The following is a 23,048-nucleotide window of genomic DNA, read 5'->3' on the forward strand; positions in this document are numbered from 1 at the left end:
GCGCCCCGTTAAACCACGCTGGCCGCAGGCAGGTATTGCGCAGTGGGCACCCCGGCATGGATGCCGGGGTAGACGCGACACGGCCATGGATGGCCGATCGCGGCGGGCCCACGGAGCAATGCCTGACTGCGGGCATGCCGAGCCTAGGCGAGGCACCGAGTGGTGGGGCAAAAGCGCTTTGGTTACTTTCGCGCTTTTCGAAAGTGACCCGCTGTAAGAGCGGAACCAATAGCGGCCGTGACCGCAGCAATGGATATACACACCGACCTAAAGCCATCCCCAGCAACCTCCCCTGCTGACACGTCTTGTTTCATATGCAACGCCATCATCCCGCTATCAATCAATTTTCCTTCCCTACCGAACCCCTTAAGCTATCTGGCATCTGTTTAATGTCCGTTGCGTTTGGCCGAAGGCATGTCCGAACCGTTATTTCTGATCCAGCACGCGCCAGGAACGGCACGGGATTGCTCACCACAGGTTGTATTTATGCACCGCAGGAATTTGCTCAAAGCGTCCATGGCCATCGCGGCCTACACCGGGCTGTCGGCCAGTGGCCTGCTGGCCGCCCAGGCCTGGGCCGGGAATCGTGCAGCCGATGGCGACGCCAAGGCGTTCGACTTCGACTGGCTCAAGCTGCAAGCCAAGCAACTGGCCGGCAAACAGTATCAGGACACCCGCCAGGTGCTGCCGCCGACCCTGGCGACCATGACCCCGCAGAATTTCAATGCCATTGGCTACGACGGCAATCATTCGCTGTGGAAAGATCTCAAAGGCCAGTTGGACGTGCAGTTTTTCCACGTCGGCATGGGTTTCAAGACCCCGGTGCGCATGCACAGTGTCGACCCCAAGACCCGCCAGGCGCGGGAGGTGCATTTCCGTCCGTCGCTGTTCAACTATGAAAAAACCACGGTCGATACCAAGCAGCTCAAAGGCGACCTGGGTTTTTCCGGCTTCAAGCTGTTCAAGGCCCCGGAACTGGACCGCCACGACGTGGTGTCTTTCCTCGGCGCCAGCTATTTCCGCGCGGTGGATAACACAGGCCAGTACGGCCTTTCGGCACGCGGCCTGGCCATCGACACCTACGCCGACAAACGCGAAGAATTCCCCGATTTCACCCAGTTCTGGTTCGAGACGCCGGACAAGGACAGCACCCGTTTCGTGGTCTACGCCCTGCTCGACTCGCCGAGCGCCACCGGTGCCTATCGCTTCGATATCGACTGCCAGGCCACCCAGGTGGTGATGGCCATCGACGCCCATATCAACGCGCGCACCGCGATCCAGCAGATGGGCATCGCACCGATGACCAGCATGTTCAGTTGCGGCACCCATGAGCGGCGCATGTGCGACACCATCCACCCGCAGATCCACGACTCCGATCGCCTGGCGATGTGGCGCGGCAACGGCGAGTGGATCTGCCGCCCGCTGAACAACCCGGCCACCCTGCAATTCAATGCCTTCGCCGATAAAGACCCGAAAGGTTTCGGCCTGGTGCAGACCGACCATGAGTTCGCCAGTTACCAGGACACCGTCGACTGGTACAGCAAGCGCCCAAGCCTGTGGGTGGAACCGACCACCGCGTGGGGCGAAGGCTCTGTCGACCTGTTGGAGATTCCTACCACCGGCGAGACCATGGACAACATCGTCGCCTTCTGGACCCCGAAAAAACCGGTGGCCGCCGGCGACTCCCTGAACTTTGGCTACAAGCTCTATTGGAGCGCCCTGCCCCCGGTCAGCACGCCGCTGGCGCAAGTCAACGCGACCCGTTCCGGCATGGGCGGCTTCACCGAAGGCTGGGCACCGGGTGAGCATTACCCACCGGTCTGGGCTCGTCGTTTTGCCGTGGACTTCAAGGGCGGCGGCCTCGACCGCCTGCCCGCTGGCACCGGGATCGAGCCGGTGGTCACCTGCTCCCATGGCGAAGTAAAAGACTTCAGCGTGCTGGTGCTGGATGACATCAAGGGCTACCGCATCCTCTTCGACTGGTACCCGACCAGCGACAGCGTGGAGCCGGTGGAGATGCGCCTGTTCATTCGCACCAATGACCGTACCTTGAGTGAAACCTGGTTGTACCAGTACTTCCCACCCGCACCGGACAAGCGCAAGTACAGCTGATGCCAGGCGTTCCCACGCTCATGGCGTGGGAACGCCCCTGCCGGTTCAAAAGCGCGAAATACTCTTCATCGCGCCAATCAGATAACGCATCGCAACCTGATCGCTTTCCGTCAAGGCCCGGTACTGCTCCAGCAGTTGCGTCTCGTCCGAGCTCAGCCGGCGGCCATGCAATGACAGCTTGCGCCTGAAAAAAAGCGTCAGAACCCCTGCTACACCAATGCACTTGGTCATGGAATGTTTCTCCGTGTAGTAAACAACAACTCCTGATGCCCATAACCCTGCCCGCGAAGTGCAATGCCTCAGCGAGCAAACAGACTGACTTCCTGGGCCAGAAGCCGCCTTACTTCAAGCGTAGAAACTATCCTGGCGCGTGTGAGATTTTTTTAGAGTATTCACTTAAATAATTGCCTTGAGGCAAAAGACCTTCAGAAAATCCTCACGCACCGACGGCCGTGTACGCGCCTGATGCCGGACAGATCAGGGCAGCGGGCGATACAAGTGGATGTCAGTGGGTTCCCGGTGGTACAGCTCGCTGTCGGGCTGCTTGAGCAAACGACAGCCGTGATGCAGATAAAAATCCACGGTGTTGCGCGACTCGGTGGCCGAGATATACAGCGCCTGCGCACCCAGCGTTACCCCGTGCGCGCAGGCCAGCGCCAGCAGCCGCCCGCCCAGCCCATGCCCTCGGCCACTGTGGCTGACATGCAGGAACTTGAGCTGATGCATACGCAGGCCCTGGTTATGGATCACCCGGTTATCCACCACCGCTGCCGCCAGCAGCGTCGGGCCAGCAAACACCCCATGCAACCACCCCCCGCGCAGCCAGCAGGCATGCAGTTCCAGGGCATCCTGCTCGGCTTCGCCTTCGGGCCAGCCGCGCATGTCGTGGTGAGCGGCATAGAGCACCAACTCGCCGTGTTCCAGGCGATAGCACTCATCAATCTGCTCAGTACGGTCAATCAACGCCAGCAGGGGAATGTCGCTTTCATTCAAATCACGTTCCACCAGCATCTTGGCCTCCAGCGTCCAGGACGCTCAGGATCGCTACTCCCCCGGCGACAGGCAAGAAAAAACCCACCGTGATCAGCGGTGGGTCTGGGTGACGAATGTAAAAAATCAGTCGCGCAAGTCAGACTCATGGATCGGCTGGTCGCGGTGGGTAGCCCGCTGGTATTGCGCCGGCCAGATCGCCTTACGCCCGCCCAGGTCGTCATCGGCGTGCAATGGCCAGTACGGGTCACGCAGCAGTTCGCGGGCAAGGAAGATGATGTCGGCCTGGCAGGTGCGCAGAATATGCTCGGCCTGGGCCGGCTCGGTAATCATGCCAACCGTGCCCGTGGCCATGCCGGACTCCTTGCGCACACGCTCGGCAAAGCGCGTTTGATAACCCGGCCCGATGGGGATTTCGGCATTGGCGGCGGTGCCACCGGAGGACACGTCGATCAGGTCCACACCCAGGTCTTTGAGGCGGCGTGCCAGTTCCACGGTTTCGTCGGGGTTCCAGCCGTCTTCCACCCAGTCGGTGGCCGAGACGCGTACAAACAGCGGCAGCTCTTGCGGCCACACATCGCGCACTGCCTGGGTGACTTGCAACACCAGGCGGATGCGGTTTTCAAAGGATCCGCCGTATTGATCCTGGCGCTGATTGCTCAAGGGCGAGAGAAATTGATGCAGCAGATAACCATGGGCCGCATGGATTTCCACCACTTGGAAGCCGGCGGTCAGGGCACGCTTGGCGGCGGCCACGAAGTCGGCGATCACTTGCTGGATTTGCCCTTCGTCCAACTGCCGGGGCGCGGTGTGCTGCGGGTCGAAGGCGATGGGCGACGGACCTACCGGCACCCAACCACCGTCTGCGGGCTTGACGCTGCCGTGCTTGCCGATCCATGGCCGATGGGTACTGGCCTTGCGCCCGGCGTGGGCCAGTTGGATCCCCGCCACCGCGCCCTGGGCGCGGATAAAGCGGGTGATACGCTGCAGCGGCTCAATCTGGGCATCGTTCCACAGGCCCAGGTCCTGGGCGGTGATGCGGCCATCGGCAGTGACGGCGGTGGCTTCGCTGAAAATCAGCCCGGCACCGCCAACGGCACGGCTGCCCAAGTGCACCAGGTGCCAGTCATTGGCCAGGCCATCGACGGCGGAGTACTGGCACATCGGCGACACGGCAATGCGGTTGAGCAGGGTCAACTGGCGCAGGGTATAGGGTTCAAGCAACAGACTCATGGGGCACCTCTTCTCGTATCCGGTGGGCATTGGCTCCAGGGTTCTGTCTGACCGGTGCGGGTGACGAAAAGATGAAAGGCCCGTCCCCTTCGGGCTAAAAAACAGACAAGGTCACAAGACCAATCACACAGTGCTTAGAGACTAGTCGACAACCGGGGATTGCACAGGGTTCAGCGTGGTTCGATGTGGGCAATCATCAGCTGCACGGTTTCCTGACCACGGAATTCATTGACGTCCAGCTTGTAGGCCAGCTCCACCCAGCGAATGGTCGGGTTCGGCCACACTTCGCGGTCGATGCCAAAGGCAATGCCATCGAGCTTTACCGCGCCACACTCACTCTTGAGCACCACCTTGAGGTGACGCTCGCCCACCACCCGTTGCTCCACCAGTTGAAACACCCCGTGAAACAGCGGCTCGGGAAAATGCTGGCCCCAGGGCCCGGCGTTGCGCAAGGCGCGGGCCAGTTCCAGGTGGAACTCTTCCACCGCCAAGGTGCCATCGGACAGCAAGCGCCCGGTGAGGTCTTCTTCACGCAGTTGTCGGCGCACTTCGGCGTCGAAGGCTTCGGCGAACAACGGGAAGTTGGCTTCAGGCAAGGTCAGGCCCGCCGCCATGGCGTGGCCGCCGTATTTGGCGATCAGGTTCGGGTGCTGGCTGGCCACCACCGCCAGGGCATCACGGATATGAAAGCCCGGCACCGAGCGCCCGGAGCCCTTGAGCAGGCCATCACCGGCGTCGGCAAAGGCGATGGTGGGGCGGAAATAGCGCTCTTTCATACGCGACGCCAGGATCCCGATCACACCCTGGTGCCACTCCGGGTCGAACAGGCACAGGCCAAACGGCATCGAGTCCAGCGGCAAGTCCTTGAGCTGGGCCAGGGCTTCGCGCTGCATGCCCTGCTCGATGGCCTTACGGTCCTGGTTCATGCCATCCAGTTGCGCGGCCATTTCCCGGGCCTGGGCGAAGTCGCTGGTGAGCAGGCATTCGATGCCCAGGCTCATGTCATCCAGGCGCCCGGCCGCATTGAGCCGTGGACCGAGGATAAAGCCCAGGTCGGTGGAGGTGATGCGCGTGTGGTCGCGCTTGGCCACTTCCAGGATCGCCTTGATGCCTGGCCGCGCACGCCCGGCGCGAATCCGCTCCAGGCCCTGGTAGACCAGGATGCGGTTGTTGGCATCCAGCGGCACCACGTCGGCCACGCTGCCCAGGGCCACCAGGTCGAGCAACTCGCCGATATTGGGCTGCGGCTGCTTGTCGTACCAGCCCAGGCTGCGCAGGCGCGCACGCAAGGCCATCAGCACATAGAAGATCACCCCGACGCCCGCCAGGGCCTTGCTGGGGAACCCGCAACCGGGCTGGTTCGGGTTGACGATGGCATCGGCCGCCGGCAGTTCATCACCGGGCAAGTGGTGGTCGGTGACCAGCACCTTGAGCCCTGCCGCCTTCGCCGCCGCCACGCCTTCGACACTGGAGATGCCGTTGTCCACGGTGATCAGCAACTGTGGCTCGCGCTGCAAGGCCACGGCGACGATTTCCGGGGTCAGGCCGTAGCCGTATTCAAAGCGGTTGGGCACCAGGTAATCCACATGCGCCGCCCCGAGCAAGCGCAGGCCCAGGGTGCCCACGGTGCTGGCGGTGGCGCCATCGGCGTCGAAGTCACCGACGATCAGGATGCGCTGGCGCTGCTCCAGGGCCGTCACCAGCAAGTCCACGGCGGCATCGATCCCTTTGAGCTGCTGATAGGGAATCAGCCGCGCCAGGCTTTTATCCAGTTCATCCTGCGAAGTCACGCCACGGGCGGCGTAGAGACGGGTCAGCAACGGAGGCAATTCACCGAGGAACGGCAGGACGGCGGGCAATGGGCGGGGATCGATGCGCATGGGGTGATGGGGGCTTCTGTGCAATACAACGGTTAAAAAACACTATGAGTAACGACAAACATCAAATGTGGGAGCGGGCTTGCCCGCGATAGCGGTGGATCAGTTAAAGATAAGCCGACTGACACATCGCAATCGCGGGCAAGCCCGCTCCCACACAAGCCAGCCTACAGGGTCAGCCGCGTTCGCCAACCAGCCACTGCAACTGCACTTCGTGCTGGCCGCGGTCGTCGGTGACGAAGATCGTGCCTTCGCTGATCATCACATCCCACTTGATCACCCGTGGCATGTCCTTGGCCAGGGTTTCCAGGATTTCCTGGGGCACCGCGGCGATATGCACGTTTTTCAGGTTGTTGGCCACCGGCACCACTTTGCCTTCCCACACCCGCAGGCTGCCGTAGGCCAGCAGGCTGGTCCGTTCGGTGCGGCGTGAGCACCAGGTCAGGCGGTCGGCATCGGGCTGGCCGACTTCGATCCAGTGCAAAACCCGATCATCCAGGCTTTTTTCCCACAGGGCTGGCTCGTCTACATCTGACAGTCCGCGACCAAACGACAACTGCTCGTTGTACCAAAGGGCGTAGGCCAGCAAACGCACGGTCATGCGTTCTTCGGTTTCCGAGGGGTGACGGGCGATGGTTTGCTTGACGCTCTCGTACACCGAACGATCGAGGTCGGTCAGGTTGAGTTCAAACTTGTAGGTCGTGGACGGCTGGGCCATGAACGGACTTCTAGAGACAGGGAAAGGCGGCCAGTCTAACCGATGGCGGGCTCATTCAACGAATCCTGCGCTGCATCATCCTTATCCCTGCACCGCTCGCCTATGTTAAAAGGCAATACAAACCTTCCTGCGCTAGTAAGGATCCTCATGTCGTTTACCGCCAAACCGCTTGCCGGCCTGAAAGTCATCGAACTGGGCACCCTGATCGCCGGCCCGTTCGCCTCGCGCATCTGCGCCGAGTTCGGCGCCCAGGTGATCAAGGTCGAATCCCCCGACGGCGGCGACCCGCTGCGCAAATGGCGCAAGCTGTATGAAGGCACATCGCTGTGGTGGTTTGTCCAGGCGCGCAATAAACAGTCCCTGACCCTGAACCTCAAGCACCCCGATGGCCTGGCGATCCTCAAGCAATTGCTGGCAGACGCCGACATCCTGATCGAGAATTTTCGCCCTGGCGTCCTGGAAAAACTTGGCCTGGACTGGGACACCCTGCACGCCCTCAACCCCAAGCTGGTGATGGTGCGGCTCTCGGGCTTTGGCCAGACCGGGCCGATGAAGGATCAACCGGGCTTCGGCGCGGTCGGTGAATCCATGGGGGGCCTGCGCTACATCACCGGTTTCGAGGACCGCCCGCCGGTGCGCACGGGGATCTCCATCGGCGACTCCATCGCGGCGCTGTGGGCAGTGATCGGCGCACTGATGGCCCTGCGCCATCGCGAGGTCAACGGTGGTCTCGGCCAGGTAGTGGATGTGGCGCTGTATGAAGCGATCTTCGCGATGATGGAAAGCATGATCCCCGAGTTCGATGTGTTCGGGTTTATCCGCGAGCGTACCGGCAACATCATGCCGGGCATCACCCCGTCGTCGATCCATACCACCGCCGATGGCAAGCATGTGCAGATTGGCGCCAATGGCGATGCAATCTTCAAGCGCTTCATGCTGACCATTGGCCGGGAGGACCTGGCCAATGACCCGCAACTGGCCAGCAACGATGGCCGCGATACCCGGCGCGACGAGTTGTACGGCGTGATCGACCGCTGGGTCAACAGCTTGCCACTGGAACAGGTGGTGGAGCAGTTGAACCTGGCCCAAGTGCCTGCCAGCCGGATCTATAGCGCCGAAGATATGCTGGGCGACCCGCAATTCCTGGCCCGGGAAATGTTCCTCAAGGCCCAGTTGCCCGACGGCAAGGATTTCAAGATGCCCGGCATCGTACCCAAGCTTTCCGACACCCCAGGCAGTTGCGAGTGGGTCGGGCCGCAGTTGGGCGAGCACAATGCCGTGATCCTGCAAACTCTGGGCTACGACAGCAGCGCCGTGGCCCGCTTGCGCAAGGATGGCGCGATCTGATGCCGCTCGGAGCATGCGCAAGATAATGGCCGGCCGTTTCATCATGGCGCTGCGGCGCCTATGGCTCATCGCCCCGCTGCTTGGGATGTGGCCGCTATCCGGCCAGGCACAGGACACCTTGACCTGGCTGGTGCGCGACCTGCCGCCGATGACCATTTTCGATGGTCCGCAAAAGGGCCAGGGCAGCGTCGATAAACTGCTACCGTTGTTGATCGAGCGCCTGCCGCAGTATCGCCACCAGATCCTGCACGTTAACCGCGCCCGTGGCATGCAAATGCTCAATGCGCCCTCCTTCACCTGCGATCCATCGCTGGTATGGACACCCGCGCGAGCCAGGAACATTGTCTTTTCCACACCGGCGTTTGCCGTGTTGAGCAATGGCATCGCGATTCGCCGTAACCGACAGGACGCCCTGGCAAGCTATGTGGTTGAGGGCCAGTTCGACCTGGCAAGGTTTCTTGATGCGCGACAGACACGTCTTGGGATCGTCGCCGAGCGTAGCTACGGCCCCGGGATTGACGAACAGTTGATCCACGCCGACCCACTCGAACTGGCCCCACACTACGGCAACGATGCCCTGGGCAGTTTGCTGCAGATGCAGCGCCTGGGGCGGCTGGAAGCCGTGTTGGGCTACTGGACGGAAATCCGCTATCAGGCAGCGCAACAGGATATTGATCCACAAGACCTGATGTTCTATCCGATCAAGGGCACGACGCGCTATCAACGGATCCATATCGGCTGCTCGAACACCCCGCAGGGGCGCCAGGCCATCAGCCATATCAACCGCGAATTGCAGAATATTCCCCAGGCGGCGCTACTTGAGTCCTACGCCAACAGGCTGGACCCGCTGATGCGCGAGCAATACCTCAAGGACAACCCGAAGTTTTTCAGCGAAACACCGCCGCCCTGATAAATTTTTGGCAAAAAGAAACCCCGAGCAGTGGGGAGACAACTCGGGGTTAAACGTGGCCTACAAAGACCAGTACAACAAGCTACAAGCACCGGAGCACAATGCTTGATCCTGCTGTTACAAGGTCTGACTCGCCTTCCTGTAGGAAGGTTCCAAAGATAAAAATTTCTTCATGCCTGGGCGGGAGCGCGCGCCTGGGCGGCGTTGCGCAAGCCCGCGATCACCGAAGGTTCCAGGCGCCCTTCGGCGATTTTCAGGTCGCGATGGAGGCAGTCCACCACGTCCACCAGGGCTCGCTTGTCGGTCAGTTGTGCGCGATCCACTTCGCGTTCGACCATGATCGCGCCCGTCGGGCTCTTCACCGTCACCAGGCATTCGCCGTGTACACCCGAGGCAGTCAGCGTGACCTGATAAGGGCTCAGCGCTTCGCCGAGCAATAGGCTGATACTTTCCATCTCGATCACCACTCAATCATGAGAAAAATAAATAACCACTGTAGGAGCACGCTCGCTCCTACAGGTAAGTGACCTACGCCAAAAGCACAAAGTTCGCCCTTGAGCTGAGCTTATCGAGCATGCATGGCAAATATGACAGAGAGAAAACAGCCGCCGACAGGCTAGAATCCCCTGATTATTGCCGGAGTCCACCGTGAGAGACGCGTCTGAACTGCCCCTGCGCATTGTCATAGCCGACGATCATCCGATTTTCCTGATCGGTTTGCGCGCAGTGCTGGAGCGCGACGCCCAGGTGCGCATCGTCGGTGAGGCCAACTCGCCCCAGGCCCTGGCCGCCCTGCTGCAAGACCGCCCCTGCGATGTACTGGTCACCGACTTCATGATGCCCGCCGAACCCCAGGCCGACGGCCTGCGCCTGATCGAACACCTGCGCCGGCATTACCCCGACCTGCCCATAGTGGTGGTGACCATGCTCAACAATGCGGGGCTGTTTCACTCGATCCTGGAACTGGGGGTCATGGGCCTGTTGAGCAAGGCCAGCCTGGCCGACGAGTTGCCCGAAGCTATCGACCAGGTGCGCCAGCAGCGGCCCTATGTGGCGCGTACCATTGAGCAGGCGCTGGCCCTGGCCGGCGCCGTGGGGGCTGATCGCCTGCATTCGCAGGACCAGCTATCCCCCCGGGAACTGGAAGTGATCCGCCTACTGGCGGGGGGTAAGACGGTGGGCGAGATTGCCGCGCACCTCAATCGCAGCAAGCAGACGGTCAGCACACAGAAGGTCAGTGCCATGCGCAAACTGGGGCTGATCAGTGATGCTGCGCTGTTTATCTACGTGCAGGAACATGGGCTGGCCTAGATTGTGTAGGCACCGGCAAGCCAACGCCTACAGGGCTATCGCGGCGGACTGGGCGAGCCAGTGTTGCAGCATCTGGGCACTCATCGGATGGGCAATCAGGCAACCCTGCAGCCAGGCCGGCCCCAGCGCGCGCACGGCGTCGCGGTCGCCGGGGGTTTCGATTCCGGTCACGACCACGCCGACGCCCAGGTGCTGGGCCATGCTCATGGCCCCGGCAACCACCGCGCATTTGCGCTCGTCACCCGCCATCCCACTGGCAAACACCGGGGGAATCTTCAGCTCGGTGAACGGCAACTCCAGCAAACGCTGCAAGCTGGTTCCGCCGATGCCGAAATCACCAATCGACAACTTGCAGCCGATCATCCGCAGGCGCAGCAAACCGGTGACATGGGCGCTGTCGGTCTTCAGGCGCGAGGTTTCCACCAGCTCCAGGGTCAGGTTGCGCGCGGGTACGGCAAAGCGTTGCAGCAGGCCTTGCAGCGTAAGCGCGAAATGCTCCTGCTCCAGCAGCCGCCCGGGAATGTTGACCGATACCGGCAGTTCCCGGCCTGTGTCCCGGGTCACCTGGGCGCAAAGACGCAACACCTGATCCAACACGTACCAGGTAAAGGCCTGTTCTAGCCCCGCCAACTCCAGCAGCGGCAGAAACTCGCTGGGCATCAACTGGCCATGCTCCGGGTCTTGCCAGCGGGCCAATGCCTCCACGCCTTGCAGATCACCGGCCTGGTTGACAATGGGCTGGTAGCAGACACTGGCGTAACGCTCGATGGCCGCCTCGCCGACCTCGGCGCAGAGTTTCTCGGTCGCGAATTCACTAACCCCCAGCATCTGGTGCACGCGCTCCCAGGACAATGCGTGCGGGCTAGGCCGCAAGCGTTGCCGGCAGGCATCGAGCATTTGCCCGATGGCCGTGGCAGAAGCCGGTTTGGGCATGCACCCCAATACGTTGAGCCCCGCCTGGCGCGCCATGCTCGCCACGCCTTCGAGCACATCGGGATCGGCATCGCTCAACAGGACCAGCACCTGGGCCTGGCTCTGCTCGGCCATTTCACGAATCAGCCCCAGTGAGTCGCCATGCTCCAGGTACAGATCGCAGATGGCGATATCCACCGGCCCCTTGCTCGCCAGCGACTGGCGGGCGACCTCGACGCTTTCGGCCGTCAGCACGTTGAACACGCCGTTGGCGTTGAGCATCTGGTGCAGGGCCATCAGCTGGAACGGGTGATCTTCGAGAATCAGGACTTTGAGTGAGCGCATGGAAAACTCTGGGGCTGCGTGCAAGATGCTGCACATTAGCCAAAACTGCGACAAGACCCCATAGGACGCGTCCTATTCTTGCCTGTTCAGATATGGCCGGATTTGCTCCTGCAACACCCCTATGGCCACGCAAACATTTTGCCAGCGCTGCGCCAACTCATCCTCACGGTACTCGCGCGCACTGCTTTCCAGGGCAATACAGGCCTTGGCCAATGGCAGCGCATCCACCAGGCAACAAATGCCCTTGAGGCGGTGCAGGCTGGCCCGCAATTGCGCCAAGTCGTGTTCGGCCATGGCGTGGCCCAACAGGTGGTGCTCGTGCTCAAGGTTATTGGCCAACTCCTGCAACATGCTTTGCAGGATCGGACCGTCGGCCTGGGTCATCTTGCGCAGGGCCTGCAGGTCGAAGGCAGGCACCGCCGTGACCCGGGCCAGCACCTGGTTCCACTGCTCCAGGGTCACCGGCTTGACCAGCAGCGCATCCATGCCCGCCCGCTGGCCGCGCTGGCCCTCGTCTTCCTGGGCATCGGCGGTGCAACCGACCAACGCACAGCGCGGGCGCTGCTCCTGGGCCTCTATCTGGCGAATGGCCTCGGCCAGGGCAAAACCGGACATGCCCGGCATATGACAATCGGTCACCAGCACATCGAACGCCTCGCTGCGCCAGCGCTGCAACGCCGCCTCGGCACTGTGCACGGCCACCACCTGGTGCCCGAGGAACTGCAACTGCTGGGCCAGCACCAGGCGGTTGGCCGACAGGTCGTCGACAATCAACACCGACAATGCCCGATCTGCCGGCAGCAAAGACGCTGCGGCCACCGGCGCGGGCAGGTCGTCACTGCCGACCCGGTCCAGGCGCAGGTCGATACACACGGTGGTGCCTTCGCCCAGGACGCTGTGCAGGGTGATTTGCCCGCCCATCAAGTCCACCAGTTGTTGGCAGATGCTCAAGCCCAAGCCGGTACCGCCATGTTCGGCTGCCGTCAGCGGGCTGCCCTGGATAAACGGCTTGAACACCCGCGCCTGCTGGTCGACGCCGATACCTGGGCCCGTGTCCTCGACGCACAGGTGCAAGTATTCATGCCCCTCGCCATCCAACTGGCAGGCGACACGCACGCGCACTTCTCCGTGCTGCGTGAACTTGAGCGCATTGCCCAAAAGGTTATGCATGACCTGGCGCAGGCGCAGCGGGTCGAACCAGTAAAAGCCTTGCGCCTGGGGATCGAAAGCCAGGGTCAGGTGCAGGCCCTTTTTCTGCGCCGTGGCTTCAAACAGCCGCTGGATGCCCTCGAAGAACCCTTTCAGGTCGGTGGTCTGTGGCGCCAGTTGCAGGTGGCCGGCCTCGATCTTCGCCAGGTCCAGGCTATCGCCCATCAAGGCAATCAACTCCCGCGCCGAACGATGGGCCACCTGCAGCGCCTCGGAGACGGGTGCGCCCGAGGCCAGGGCGCGTTCCTGCTCCAGTTCCAGCAGGCCGATAATCGCCGTCATCGGCGTGCGGATCTCATGGCTGAGGTTCGACACAAAGGCACTCTTGGCGAAGTTCGCTTCATCGGCGGCGCGCCGCGCATCCATCAACTGGGTTTCCAGGACCTTGCGCTCGTTGATGTCGACCCAACCGCCGAGCAGCCCCTGCAACTGGCCCTGGGCATCATAAAACGGCACGGTCCATTGATAGACATGGGCGATGCCGCCATTGAACTCCAGCTGGCGGTCGATAAACAGCGACTGCTGCGTGGCCAGTTGCTCCATGTGCCCGGTATGCAGGCGCAAGGCCGTGGCGGCGGGCAGCACTGCGCTCTGCGGCAGGGTCAGGCCGCGAATCTGGTCAAGCCGGGTCGCCAACTGTTGTTCATAGCTTTTGTTGCAGGTGACCAGGCGGCCAGCGAGGTCGCGCACAAATACCGGGTTGGGGATACCGTCGAGCAAGGCCCGCTTGAAGGCCAACTGATCATTGAGCCGCCGCTCGGCCTCGACACGCTGGCGGATCTGGCGCTTGAGCCGGCTGTTCCAGACCAGCGACACCAGCACAAACAGCAGCGCCGTGGCGACCGTCCAGTAGGCCCACGATGGCACACGCTGCCAAGCCGGCACCGGCACCGGCACCGCGCCCATCCAGCGCAGGCGCAGGGCACTCAACTCGGCCACCGGCAAGGCTTCCAGGGCCTTGTTCAAAATACTCAGCAGCTCGGGGTGGTCCTTGCGCACCGCCAGACTGTCACTGGACCACTTGCCATCGACGCTGCGCCCGGCCCGCAATTCATCGGCCGGGTAGCTCTGCACTTCCACTTCACTCTGGATGGTCGCGGCGGCGTCTCCCCGGGCCACCAGGGCGCGGGCCTCGGTGTAGTTGGGCACCAGGCGCAGGCGGATCGTCGGATATTCGCGGCGGATATAAGCCTCCAGCACATGCCGCGCGGGCAGCGCCAAGACCCTGCCCGAGAGCTGTCGCAGGTTGATCACCGGCGGTGCATCGGCCCGCTCGACGAACACCCAGCCGGCGCCGCCAAACCCATGGCTGAAATCCAGAAAGCGCCGGCGCTCGGTGTTTTCCACCAGGGTGGTACTCATGTCCGCCGCGTGGTTTTCCAAGAGCTCAAGGGTTTGTGCGGTGGAAAACACTTCCTCGAGGACGAACTGCAAACCGGTCATGCGCGACAGGCGATTAAGCAGATCTACGTTCAGCCCGACCCAGCGGCCGTCCTTGTCCTTGAATACATACGGCGAATATTGCTGGGCCGCCACCAGCACCTGGGGATGGCGCAGCATCCAGGCCTGCTCGGCGGCGGTCAGGGGGATGCGCTCACCGTCAACGTCCACCCCCAGGCCGGTGGTCCAGCGGGCGAGGATTTCGCGGCGGACCGAGTCATCGATGCTGTGCAGCGCGCGGTCCAGCATGCGGCCCAACAAGGGGTCGGCGTGGCGCGTGGCGAAGGCAAAGCCAATCGGCGCCAGGCGGCTCTGCTCCTTGATCTGCATACCCAGGTAAGGCCGCAGGGACTTGTAGGCGCGCACGATCACTTCATTGCCGATAAACGCATCCACATCGCCCTGGGCCAAGGCCTCCAGGCCGCTGTAGAGGTTGGGCGCGAGCATGATATGGCTTTGCGGGTACGCCGCATGCACGTTCTTGACGTTGGCGTAACCATCAAGCAACACGACTTTCTTGCCCTTGAGGTCGTCTTGCATGGCCTCGTCAGTGCGCACCACCACCACTGAACGGTCCGGCATATAGTCCGGGGTAAAGGCCAGGCCAGGCACATCCCGCTCGTAGCCGTTGGCACTGGTGAGGATATCGATAGCCCCGCTGCGCAACGCCTCCACGGCCTGGGCCCGCTCGGCAAAACCCATCACTTGCATCGGCACGCCGAGACGCGCGCCCACCAGGCTCAGGTAGTCGGCGCTGATGCCCTGGTAGCGATTGTGATCACGGGTGATATCGATGGGTTGGTAATCATCGATGGAGATCCCCACTTTCAAGCTGGGATGCTGCGCCAGCCACTGCTGCTCGGCGGGTGCCAGGGGCATGGGCGCCAGGGTGATAAACGCCGGCACCAGGTTGAACGGCAGGCTGACGGCGGCCAGGCTTGCAGGCAGATGACCGAGCAAGAGCATGCTCAGGAGGCACTGGCGCCATCGGGTCGTGAACCGCACCGTGGGGGTTTCCTTGTTGGTTATTGCGCACACAGCATAGCCTTACACCAAGCGACACCCCCTGTGGGAGCGGGCTTGCTCGCGATTGCGGTGGGTCAGCCAGCACATACTGCACCTGGCACACGGCTATCGCGAACAAGCCCGCTCCCACATTGGTGCTTCGGTGAGCGATGTACCCCAAATAAAAACGACGTTTCCCATCACGGGGTAAACGCCGTTTTTTTCAAGCAAACAACATTGAGTCAGCCAAGACTCAGAGCGGCTTACCACGATTGCCATGCTGGCTGACGAACGCCTGAATAGCCTTCAGATCATTAGGCAATACCGTGCAACGCTCTTCCCGCTCAAACAGGTCAGCCAGGTGCGGCGGCAGTTCCAGAGCCTTGCCGACACCGGCCTTCTGCACCGCCTCAGGGAATTTCACCGGGTGGGCCGTGCCGAGGATCACCATCGGGATATCCAGGCTGCGCCGGCATTCGCGTGCGGCCTTGACGCCAATGGCGGTGTGCGGGTCCAGCAGCTCGCCGGTCTGGGCATAGACTTCAGCGATGGTCTCGCAGGTTTGGGCATCGTCCACGGCCAGGGAGTCGAACAGCTTGCGGGTTTCGGTCCAACGCTCCTGATCGACGCTGAAACCGCCACCCTGCTTGAAGCTGTCCATCAGGCCGGCCAGGGCCGCGCCGTTGCGACCGTGCATGTCGAACAGCAGGCGTTCGAAGTTCGACGAGACCATGATGTCCATCGACGGCGACAAGGTCGCGTGCAGGGTTTCCTTGACGTACTGGTTGCCGCTCATGAAGCGGTGCAGGATGTCGTTGCGGTTGGTGGCGACGATCAACTGGTTGATCGGCAGGCCCATGTTGCGCGCCAGGTAGCCGGCGAAGATATCGCCGAAGTTGCCGGTCGGCACCGAGAACGACACCGAACGCGCCGGCCCGCCCAACTGCAGCGATGCGTGGAAGTAGTAGACGATCTGGGCCATGATCCGCGCCCAGTTGATCGAGTTCACCGCAACCAGGCGCGTGCCTTTAAGGAAGCTCTGGTCAGCAAAGCTGGCCTTGACCATTTCCTGGCAGTCGTCGAAGTTGCCTTCGACCGCGATGTTGTGGATGTTCTCGCCAAAGATGGTGGTCATCTGCCGGCGCTGCACGTCCGATACACGGTTGTGCGGGTGCAGGATGAAGATGTCGACGTTTTCGCAGTGCTTGCAGCCTTCGATGGCCGCCGAGCCGGTATCACCGGAGGTGGCACCGATGATCACCACGCGCTCGCCGCGTTTCTCCAGCACGTAGTCCAGCAGGCGGCCGAGCAATTGCAGGGCAAAATCCTTGAACGCCAGGGTCGGGCCGTGGAACAGCTCCAGCACCCATTCGTTGCCGTTCAACTGGCGCAGCGGGGCGATGGCGTTGTGGGAAAACACGCCGTAGGTTTCTTCGAGGATCTTCTTGAAGTCAGCATCGGGGATGCTGCCGGTGACGAACGGGCGCATGACCCGGAACGCCAGCTCGTGGTATGGCAGGCCGGCCCAGGAGGCGATTTCTTCCTGGGTGAAGCGTGGCAGGTTTTCCGGCACGTACAGGCCGCCGTCAGTGGCGAGGCCTGCGAGCAGGACGTCTTCGAAATTCAGGGCCGGTGCCTGGCCGCGGGTGCTGATGTAACGCATGACTGGCTCCTCTACAACATTCTTGAACAGAGGCCGCCGAACCTGCGGGGCCTCTGCAACCTATCGTTAGTTCAGGTGTTCGACACGGATCCGTACCACCGGCCCGACCACGCCTTGCAAGGCTTCCAGGGCGGCGATGGCATCGTTCATGTGCTGTTCCAGCACCCGGTGGGTCAGTAGGATCATGGGCACCAGGCCGTCGTGTTCTTCGACTTCCTTCTGCATGATCGACTCAATATTGATGCCACGCTCCGAGAGGATGCTGGCCACCTGGGCCAACACGCCTGGATGATCCTTGGCCTGGATCCGTAGGTAGTAGGAGCTTTCGCAGGCTTCGATCGGCAGGATCGGGTGGGCCGACAGCGAATCCGGCTGGAACGCCAGGTGCGGCACGCGGTTTTCCGGGTCGCTGGTCATGGCGCGGACCACGTCCACCAGGTCGGCGATCACCGACGAAGCGGTGGGTTCCATGCCGGCGCCAGCGCCGTAGAACAGGGTCGAACCGGCCGCATCACCATTGACCATCACCGCGTTCATCACGCCATTGACGTTGGCGATCAGGCGGTCGGCCGGGATCAGGGTCGGGTGCACGCGCAATTCGATACCGGCAGCGGTGCTGCGCGCCACGCCCAGGTGCTTGATGCGGTAGCCCAGGGCTTCGGCGTAGTTCACGTCGGCGGTGGTCAGCTTGGTGATGCCTTCGGTGTAGGCCTTGTCGAACTGCAGCGGGATCCCAAAGGCGATGGACGCCAGGATGGTCAGCTTGTGCGCTGCGTCGATGCCTTCCACGTCAAACGTCGGGTCGGCTTCGGCGTAACCCAGGGCCTGGGCCTCGGCCAGTACGTCTTCGAAGGTACGGCCCTTCTCGCGCATTTCGGTAAGGATGAAGTTACCGGTGCCATTGATGATGCCGGCCACCCAGTTGATACGGTTGGCCGACAGGCCTTCGCGGATCGCCTTGATCACCGGGATACCGCCAGCGACTGCGGCTTCGAACGCCACGATCACGCCCTTCTCGCGGGCCTTGGCGAAGATTTCGTTGCCATGCACGGCAATCAGCGCCTTGTTGGCGGTAACCACGTGCTTGCCGTTTTCGATGGCCTTGAGCACCAACTCACGGGCGACGGTGTAGCCGCCGACCAGTTCGATGACGATATCGATTTCAGGGTTTGTGGCCACGTCGAAGACATCGTTGGTAATCGCAATACCGGTCGTTTGGTACTGAGGCTTTGGCGTACGCATGGCAATTTGTGCCACTTCAATCCCACGCCCTGCACGGCGGGAAATTTCCTCAGCATTACGCTGAAGTACGTTCAAGGTGCCGCCACCGACGGTCCCTAACCCACAGATGCCTACTTTGACCGGTTTCACTGAAGAACTCCCCATGAAACGGCCGACTCAAGGTCGGCCGTGAAAAACAGCCGCACAACTGCGGCTCGCTATTAATGACCCGCCGACGGGTCGGCGGGTCTGACCGTCAAAGGCTCGACGATACTGTTTATTTGGCACCCAGCGCCAGTTTGGCGATTTGTGGGGCCGGCTGGTAGCCCGGAATGACCTGGCCGTCAGCCAAGACGATGGCCGGCGTACCGTTCACGCCAATCGACTGGCCCAGGTTGAACTGCTTGGCGACCGGGTTGGCACAGGCAGCAGCCTTGATGTCCTTGCCGTCGACCATCTTGTCCATGGCGCCCTTTTTGTCAGCCGAGCACCACACCGCCTGCAACTGCTTGTCACCCGGCGAACCCAGGCCCTGGCGCGGGAACGCGACGTAGCGCACTTCGACGCCCATCTTGTTCAGCTCAGGCACTTCGGCGTGCAGCTTGTGGCAGTACGGGCAGGTGGTGTCGGTGAACACGGTGATGTGGGTCTTGGTCTCGCCAATGGCCGGGTACACCACGGTTTCGGCAACCGGGATGGCGTTGATCAACTTGGACACGCCCAGGCGCTCGGCCTTCTCGGTGAGGTTGACCGGCTTGCCGTCTTTCAATTGGAACAGGTAGCCCTGGACGATGTACTGGCCGTCGGCGCTGGCATACAGCACGCGGCTGCCCTTGAGCTTGACTTCATACAGGCCGGCCATGGGGCTGGCGCTGATGCTTTCGACCGGGGTTTCGAGTTGGAGGCTTTCCAGACTCTTACGGATTGTCTTCTCGGCGGCGTCATCGGCGACGGCAAAGGTTGAGACCAACGCAATGGCTGCGGCGGCAAAAATCTGGGTCAAGCGCATGGGAACTCCTGAAGGCAGATGCAGGGACGAAGGCCAGGACGCCGATCTGGAAACACGGCTCGGGACCGTCCCCTTTGCAAACCGGCAAAGCCTACCACAATTGGGCGCCAGGGCAGACGCCGACGGCCAAATTGGGGCCTGTCAGCCCCTCGGGTGATGTTTGGCATGCAGGTCCTGCAACCTTGCGCGCGCCACGTGGGTATAAATCTGCGTGGTCGACAGGTCGCTGTGGCCCAGCAACATCTGCACCACGCGCAAATCCGCGCCATGGTTGAGCAGATGGGTGGCAAATGCATGGCGCAGGGTATGGGGGGACAGCGACTTGCCGATCCCGGCCACCTTGGCCTGGTGCTTGATGCGATGCCAGAAGGTCTGGCGGGTCATCTGTTCGCCGCGCAGGCTGGGAAACAGCACGTCACTGGGGCGCCCGCCGAGCAACTCGCTGCGGGCATCGCGCATGTAGCGCTCGACCCACACGATCGCCTCTTCACCCATGGGTACCAGGCGCTCCTTGCTGCCCTTGCCCATCACCCGCAACACGCCCTGACGCAGGTTGACCTGCTCCAGGGTCAGGCTGATCAGCTCGGTGACGCGCAGGCCGCAGGCATATAAGACTTCCAGCATGGCGCGGTCACGCTGGCCGATGGCTTCGCTCAGGTCGGGCGCGGCCAGCAGAGCCTCGACGTCGGCTTCTGACAAGGACTTGGGCAACGGCCTGCCGAGCTGCGGCATGTCGACCTGCAGGGTCGGATCGACAGCAATCAGCTTTTCCCGCAGTAAATAGCGATAAAACCCACGCACTCCCGAGAGGAATCGTGCAGTGGAGCGCGGCTTGTAGTTTTGCTCAAGACGCCAGGCCAAGTGGTCGAGAATCAACTCGCGCCCGGCATGGCTCAGTTCGAGGTTTTTCTCCAGCAACCAGCCATTGAACAGGGCCAGGTCGCTGCGGTAGGACTGGCGAGTGTTGTCCGACAGGCCTTTTTCCAGCCAGAGGGCGTCGAGGAAGCGGTCGATCAGGGGGTGGTCAATGGCGGGCATGGAGGCTCGAACGCTGAGAAATTAGATAGATGCTACCTCATGTAGGAGCCGGCTTGCCGGCGATGGCGCCCACAATGACACTGCAATACTTGAGGCCGCTATCGCCGGCAAGCCGGCTCCTACAGAGAGCGATGTCAGTCTTTGAAGACTGGCAGTACTGGCACTGGGCGCTTGTCTGCGTCGATTGCGACAAAGCTGAACACACCCTGGATCGCCTTCTCGCGGCCATCGGCACTCATGCTCTCGACAAATACTTCCACTTCCACCTTGAGACTGGTGTTGCCAACCTTGATCACGCGGCCAATCAGTTCGACGATGGAACCGGCCGGTATCGCGTGATTGAAGTCGATACGATCGGTAGACACCGTCACCAGCGGCAAACGGCAAAAACGCGTGGCGGTGATGAACGACACTTCGTCCATCCAGGCCAACGCAGTGCCGCCAAACAGGGTGTTGTGGTGGTTGGTGGTCGGCGGGAATACGGCCTTGGTGACGTGGGTCACGGACAGGTCGGTGCGGCGCTGGATTTCTTCGAGGCGGGTGGTCATGAACGGGTTCCGGGCAATGGGCAAATTTCAGGCACAAAAAAGCAGCCCGTAGGCTGCTTTTTTCTGCATCGGGAAGCTGGACTTAAGCCAGTTTTTCCTTGATGCGAGCTGCTTTACCGGACAGGTCACGCAGGTAGTACAGCTTGGCTTTACGTACGTCACCGCGACGTTTAACGGCCATGCTGTCGATTTGCGGGCTGTAGGTCTGGAAAGTACGCTCTACGCCAACACCGTTGGAGATTTTACGAACAGTGAAAGCACTGTTCACACCACGGTTACGCTTGGCGATTACTACGCCTTCGAACGCTTGCAGACGCGAACGGTCGCCTTCCTTCACTTTCACCTGAACGACAATGGTGTCGCCCGGGGCAAAGGTAGGGATCTCTTTGGTCATCTGCTCTGCTTCGAGTGCAAGGATGATTTTGTTAGTCATGCTGTGCTCCTAAGGTAAATCGTCGGATCTACCATCGATACGTTGTTAACTATCGTCCCGCGCGAGGATGTATTCCTCGAGCAGCTTCTTCTCTTCTCCAGAAAGCGAGCGGCTTTCCAGAAGATCGGCGCGTCGTTCATAGGTCCGACCAAGGGACTGCTGTAAACGCCAACGCCGGATGTGTGCGTGATTGCCACTTAGCAACACGTCGGGAACACGCTGATCCGCATACACCTCCGGTCGGGTGTAGTGCGGGCAATCCAGCAAACCATCCGTGAAGGAATCTTCCTCCGCGGAGTCCGCATGCCCTAAAGCTCCAGGCAGCAGTCGTGTAACCGCATCTATCAGGACCATCGCCGGCAGCTCACCGCCAGACAGGACATAGTCCCCAATCGACCACTCTTCATCGACATGAGCTTCAATAAAACGCTCGTCAATGCCTTCATAGCGACCGGCAATCAGGATCAGTGCTTCCTCATTCGCCAGTTCGCGTACCGCAGCCTGTTTCAGCTGGCGGCCTTGAGGGGACAGGTAAATTACCTTCGCCTTCTCCCCTGCTGCTGCCTTGGCCTGAACCAGGGCGTCTTCCAGGGGCTTGATCTTCATCACCATGCCCGGGCCACCGCCAAAAGGGCGATCATCCACAGTGTGATGTCGATCCGTCGTGTAGTCTCGCGGGTTCCAACAAGTAAGCTGCAAGAGCCCTTGTTTCACCGCCCGACTGGTGATGCCGTACTCGCTGATGGCGGAAAACATCTCGGGAAACAAACTGATCACTTCAATGCGCAAATTAGCCACGCTTAGAAGTCCGCGTCCCATTCCACCTTCATCTCGCCCGCTGCCAGGTCGACGGCCAACACGCATTGCTCGGTATACGGCAACAGGCGTTCGCGATCATCCAGGCTGCCAGCGCAAGGCTTGACCACCATTACATCATTGGCGCCGGTTTCCAGAAGATGATCGATTTTCCCGAGCAATTGCCCGAGTTGATCAATAACCTTCAGACCTTCCAGCTGGTACCAGTAGTACTCGCCATCGGTCAATTCAGGGAACAGGTTGCGCGGCACACAGATCTCATAACCGGCCAGAAGACGCGCTTCTTCACGATCATCGAGACCCTTGAGCTTTGCGACCAGGAACTTGTCGTTCCCGCGTCCACTGACCAGCTCGACCTGTTTCACACTACCTTCGCGCTTGAGCGTCCAGGTCTTGTACTGCAACAGGTTTTCAGTCGGATCAGTAAAGGAATACACCTTCACTTCGCCGCGAACGCCATGAACAGAGTAAATCTTGCCGATAACGATCAAATCATCAGCAACAGCTGGCGTCGCGTTCATATTGCTCAGGCTGCGGCCTTAGCCGAGTCCTTCAACAACTTGGCAACACGCTCGGATGGCTGTGCACCAACGCTCAGCCAGTAGGCTACGCGCTCTTGGTTCACGGACAGACGAACTTCTTGACCACGAGCAACAGGGTTGAAGAAACCAACCTGTTCCTTGTGCGAACCGTCACGCGGGTTGCGGCTGTCGGTTACGGTCAAGTGGTAAAACGGGCGCTTTTTGGAGCCGCCAAGGGCAAGACGGATTGTTAGCATGTGAACATCGTTCCTGTAGTCGGTGCTGCAAATCTAAATGCACAGCGGGCATGGGTGCCCGAAAGGCCGCATATTCTAAGGAATATCCGGACTTTTGCAAATGTCTTTTTCCGGCGCCTGACCGCGTGCCATT

The 23,048-nt window shown here is 61.3% G+C and carries 21 protein-coding genes; 4 read left to right on the forward strand and 17 right to left on the reverse strand.

The genetic code is table 11. From position 1 onward, the window contains the following. Window positions 1-486 precede the first annotated feature (486 nt). Window positions 487-2,112 carry a glucan biosynthesis protein D gene (locus HBO11_RS27395; protein WP_169955694.1) on the forward strand — a complete coding sequence of 542 codons (1,626 nt, stop codon included), beginning with the start codon at window positions 487-489 and terminating at the stop codon, window positions 2,110-2,112. Between the two features lie 45 nt (window positions 2,113-2,157). On the opposite strand, the gene HBO11_RS27400 is transcribed toward HBO11_RS27395, so the two are convergent. The 5 genes from HBO11_RS27400 to HBO11_RS27420 form a co-directional block, all read right to left on the reverse strand. Then, window positions 2,158-2,343 (reverse strand): hypothetical protein, encoded by a 186-nt coding sequence (locus HBO11_RS27400; protein WP_169955693.1) that lies wholly within the window; start codon window positions 2,341-2,343, stop codon window positions 2,158-2,160. A 246-nt stretch (window positions 2,344-2,589) separates the two neighbouring features. Next, the gene (locus HBO11_RS27405; RefSeq protein WP_169955692.1) at window positions 2,590-3,123 is read right to left on the reverse strand and encodes a GNAT family N-acetyltransferase; all 534 of its coding nucleotides are present in this window, start codon (window positions 3,121-3,123) and stop codon (window positions 2,590-2,592) included. A 105-nt stretch (window positions 3,124-3,228) separates the two neighbouring features. Next, window positions 3,229-4,335, reverse strand: a complete 1,107-nt coding sequence (locus HBO11_RS27410; RefSeq protein ID WP_169955691.1) for an NADH:flavin oxidoreductase/NADH oxidase — start codon at window positions 4,333-4,335, stop codon at window positions 3,229-3,231. A 170-nt stretch (window positions 4,336-4,505) separates the two neighbouring features. Next, window positions 4,506-6,215 (reverse strand): single-stranded-DNA-specific exonuclease RecJ, encoded by a 1,710-nt coding sequence (gene recJ, locus HBO11_RS27415; RefSeq protein ID WP_169955690.1) that lies wholly within the window; start codon window positions 6,213-6,215, stop codon window positions 4,506-4,508. A gap of 172 nt (window positions 6,216-6,387) precedes the next feature. Further along, entirely contained in the window at window positions 6,388-6,930 is a 543-nt protein-coding gene (locus tag HBO11_RS27420; protein ID WP_057438005.1) for a YaeQ family protein, read from the reverse strand. A gap of 147 nt (window positions 6,931-7,077) precedes the next feature. On the opposite strand from HBO11_RS27420, the gene HBO11_RS27425 reads away from it, so the two are divergent. Together HBO11_RS27425 and HBO11_RS27430 are read left to right on the forward strand one after the other, a co-directional pair. Continuing rightward, window positions 7,078-8,277 (forward strand): CaiB/BaiF CoA-transferase family protein, encoded by a 1,200-nt coding sequence (locus HBO11_RS27425; RefSeq protein ID WP_169955689.1) that lies wholly within the window; start codon window positions 7,078-7,080, stop codon window positions 8,275-8,277. A 25-nt stretch (window positions 8,278-8,302) separates the two neighbouring features. Then, window positions 8,303-9,187: a TIGR02285 family protein gene (locus HBO11_RS27430; RefSeq protein ID WP_169955688.1), complete on the forward strand. Its 885-nt coding sequence runs from the start codon at window positions 8,303-8,305 to the stop codon at window positions 9,185-9,187. 170 nt (window positions 9,188-9,357) lie between these two features. Here the strand turns inward: HBO11_RS27430 and HBO11_RS27435 are convergent, their stop codons facing one another. Then, window positions 9,358-9,642, reverse strand: coding sequence for a DUF3509 domain-containing protein (locus HBO11_RS27435; RefSeq protein ID WP_170059013.1), 285 nt, complete (start codon window positions 9,640-9,642; stop codon window positions 9,358-9,360). A gap of 193 nt (window positions 9,643-9,835) precedes the next feature. On the opposite strand from HBO11_RS27435, the gene HBO11_RS27440 reads away from it, so the two are divergent. Then, window positions 9,836-10,498, forward strand: a complete 663-nt coding sequence (locus tag HBO11_RS27440) for a response regulator transcription factor (RefSeq protein ID WP_169955686.1) — start codon at window positions 9,836-9,838, stop codon at window positions 10,496-10,498. A 27-nt stretch (window positions 10,499-10,525) separates the two neighbouring features. Here HBO11_RS27440 and HBO11_RS27445 read toward each other — a convergent pair whose 3' ends face one another. The 11 genes from HBO11_RS27445 to rpsP form a co-directional block, all read right to left on the reverse strand. Continuing rightward, window positions 10,526-11,755, reverse strand: coding sequence for an EAL domain-containing response regulator (locus HBO11_RS27445; RefSeq protein WP_169955685.1), 1,230 nt, complete (start codon window positions 11,753-11,755; stop codon window positions 10,526-10,528). Between the two features lie 72 nt (window positions 11,756-11,827). Continuing rightward, window positions 11,828-15,370 carry a transporter substrate-binding domain-containing protein gene (locus HBO11_RS27450; RefSeq protein ID WP_169955684.1) on the reverse strand — a complete coding sequence of 1,181 codons (3,543 nt, stop codon included), beginning with the start codon at window positions 15,368-15,370 and terminating at the stop codon, window positions 11,828-11,830. Between the two features lie 292 nt (window positions 15,371-15,662). Further along, on the reverse strand, window positions 15,663-17,072 hold the full coding sequence (thrC, locus tag HBO11_RS27455) for a threonine synthase (RefSeq protein WP_029296283.1): 1,410 nt from the start codon (window positions 17,070-17,072) through the stop codon (window positions 15,663-15,665). A 66-nt stretch (window positions 17,073-17,138) separates the two neighbouring features. Beyond that, window positions 17,139-18,443 carry a homoserine dehydrogenase gene (locus HBO11_RS27460; RefSeq protein ID WP_029296281.1) on the reverse strand — a complete coding sequence of 435 codons (1,305 nt, stop codon included), beginning with the start codon at window positions 18,441-18,443 and terminating at the stop codon, window positions 17,139-17,141. A 127-nt stretch (window positions 18,444-18,570) separates the two neighbouring features. After that, window positions 18,571-19,302 (reverse strand): bifunctional protein-disulfide isomerase/oxidoreductase DsbC, encoded by a 732-nt coding sequence (dsbC, locus tag HBO11_RS27465; RefSeq protein WP_169955683.1) that lies wholly within the window; start codon window positions 19,300-19,302, stop codon window positions 18,571-18,573. A 141-nt stretch (window positions 19,303-19,443) separates the two neighbouring features. Beyond that, a complete protein-coding gene (xerD, locus tag HBO11_RS27470; RefSeq protein WP_169955682.1) occupies window positions 19,444-20,340 on the reverse strand; it encodes a site-specific tyrosine recombinase XerD in 897 nt (298 codons plus the stop codon). Window positions 20,341-20,474: 134 nt separating this feature from the next. Continuing rightward, window positions 20,475-20,888, reverse strand: coding sequence for an acyl-CoA thioesterase (locus HBO11_RS27475; protein ID WP_169956622.1), 414 nt, complete (start codon window positions 20,886-20,888; stop codon window positions 20,475-20,477). Between the two features lie 82 nt (window positions 20,889-20,970). After that, the gene (gene rplS / locus HBO11_RS27480) at window positions 20,971-21,321 is read right to left on the reverse strand and encodes a 50S ribosomal protein L19 (protein WP_003175895.1); all 351 of its coding nucleotides are present in this window, start codon (window positions 21,319-21,321) and stop codon (window positions 20,971-20,973) included. A gap of 45 nt (window positions 21,322-21,366) precedes the next feature. After that, entirely contained in the window at window positions 21,367-22,140 is a 774-nt protein-coding gene (gene trmD / locus HBO11_RS27485; RefSeq protein ID WP_024077235.1) for a tRNA (guanosine(37)-N1)-methyltransferase TrmD, read from the reverse strand. Next, a complete protein-coding gene (gene rimM / locus HBO11_RS27490) occupies window positions 22,122-22,658 on the reverse strand; it encodes a ribosome maturation factor RimM (RefSeq protein ID WP_010565276.1) in 537 nt (178 codons plus the stop codon). Before rimM ends, trmD begins: the two co-directional genes overlap by 19 nt. 5 nt (window positions 22,659-22,663) lie before the next feature. Then, complete coding sequence (rpsP, locus tag HBO11_RS27495; RefSeq protein WP_003175899.1) at window positions 22,664-22,915, reverse strand: 30S ribosomal protein S16; 252 nt, start codon at window positions 22,913-22,915, stop codon at window positions 22,664-22,666. Window positions 22,916-23,048: the final 133 nt, after the last annotated feature.

This window comes from Pseudomonas sp. WS 5010 (assembly GCF_012985565.1).
Classification (GTDB): Bacteria; Pseudomonadota; Gammaproteobacteria; order Pseudomonadales; family Pseudomonadaceae; genus Aquipseudomonas.

Excerpts from the sequence above, each read along its gene's own strand:
- HBO11_RS27395 (WP_169955694.1), top strand. The coding sequence starts at position 487 with ATGCACCGCAGGAATTTGCTCAAAGCGTCCATGGCCATCGCGGCCTAC.
- HBO11_RS27400 (WP_169955693.1), bottom strand. The coding sequence starts at position 2,343 with ATGACCAAGTGCATTGGTGTAGCAGGGGTTCTGACGCTTTTTTTCAGG.
- HBO11_RS27405 (WP_169955692.1), bottom strand. The coding sequence starts at position 3,123 with ATGCTGGTGGAACGTGATTTGAATGAAAGCGACATTCCCCTGCTGGCG.
- HBO11_RS27410 (WP_169955691.1), bottom strand. The coding sequence starts at position 4,335 with ATGAGTCTGTTGCTTGAACCCTATACCCTGCGCCAGTTGACCCTGCTC.
- recJ (WP_169955690.1), bottom strand. The coding sequence starts at position 6,215 with ATGCGCATCGATCCCCGCCCATTGCCCGCCGTCCTGCCGTTCCTCGGT.
- HBO11_RS27420 (WP_057438005.1), bottom strand. The coding sequence starts at position 6,930 with ATGGCCCAGCCGTCCACGACCTACAAGTTTGAACTCAACCTGACCGAC.
- HBO11_RS27425 (WP_169955689.1), top strand. The coding sequence starts at position 7,078 with ATGTCGTTTACCGCCAAACCGCTTGCCGGCCTGAAAGTCATCGAACTG.
- HBO11_RS27430 (WP_169955688.1), top strand. The coding sequence starts at position 8,303 with ATGGCCGGCCGTTTCATCATGGCGCTGCGGCGCCTATGGCTCATCGCC.
- HBO11_RS27435 (WP_170059013.1), bottom strand. The coding sequence starts at position 9,642 with ATGGAAAGTATCAGCCTATTGCTCGGCGAAGCGCTGAGCCCTTATCAG.
- HBO11_RS27445 (WP_169955685.1), bottom strand. The coding sequence starts at position 11,755 with ATGCGCTCACTCAAAGTCCTGATTCTCGAAGATCACCCGTTCCAGCTG.
- HBO11_RS27450 (WP_169955684.1), bottom strand. The coding sequence starts at position 15,370 with ATGCTCTTGCTCGGTCATCTGCCTGCAAGCCTGGCCGCCGTCAGCCTG.
- thrC (WP_029296283.1), bottom strand. The coding sequence starts at position 17,072 with ATGCGTTACATCAGCACCCGCGGCCAGGCACCGGCCCTGAATTTCGAA.
- dsbC (WP_169955683.1), bottom strand. The coding sequence starts at position 19,302 with ATGCGCTTGACCCAGATTTTTGCCGCCGCAGCCATTGCGTTGGTCTCA.
- xerD (WP_169955682.1), bottom strand. The coding sequence starts at position 20,340 with ATGCCCGCCATTGACCACCCCCTGATCGACCGCTTCCTCGACGCCCTC.
- HBO11_RS27475 (WP_169956622.1), bottom strand. The coding sequence starts at position 20,888 with ATGACCACCCGCCTCGAAGAAATCCAGCGCCGCACCGACCTGTCCGTG.
- rplS (WP_003175895.1), bottom strand. The coding sequence starts at position 21,321 with ATGACTAACAAAATCATCCTTGCACTCGAAGCAGAGCAGATGACCAAA.
- trmD (WP_024077235.1), bottom strand. The coding sequence starts at position 22,140 with ATGGGACGCGGACTTCTAAGCGTGGCTAATTTGCGCATTGAAGTGATC.
- rimM (WP_010565276.1), bottom strand. The coding sequence starts at position 22,658 with ATGAACGCGACGCCAGCTGTTGCTGATGATTTGATCGTTATCGGCAAG.
- rpsP (WP_003175899.1), bottom strand. The coding sequence starts at position 22,915 with ATGCTAACAATCCGTCTTGCCCTTGGCGGCTCCAAAAAGCGCCCGTTT.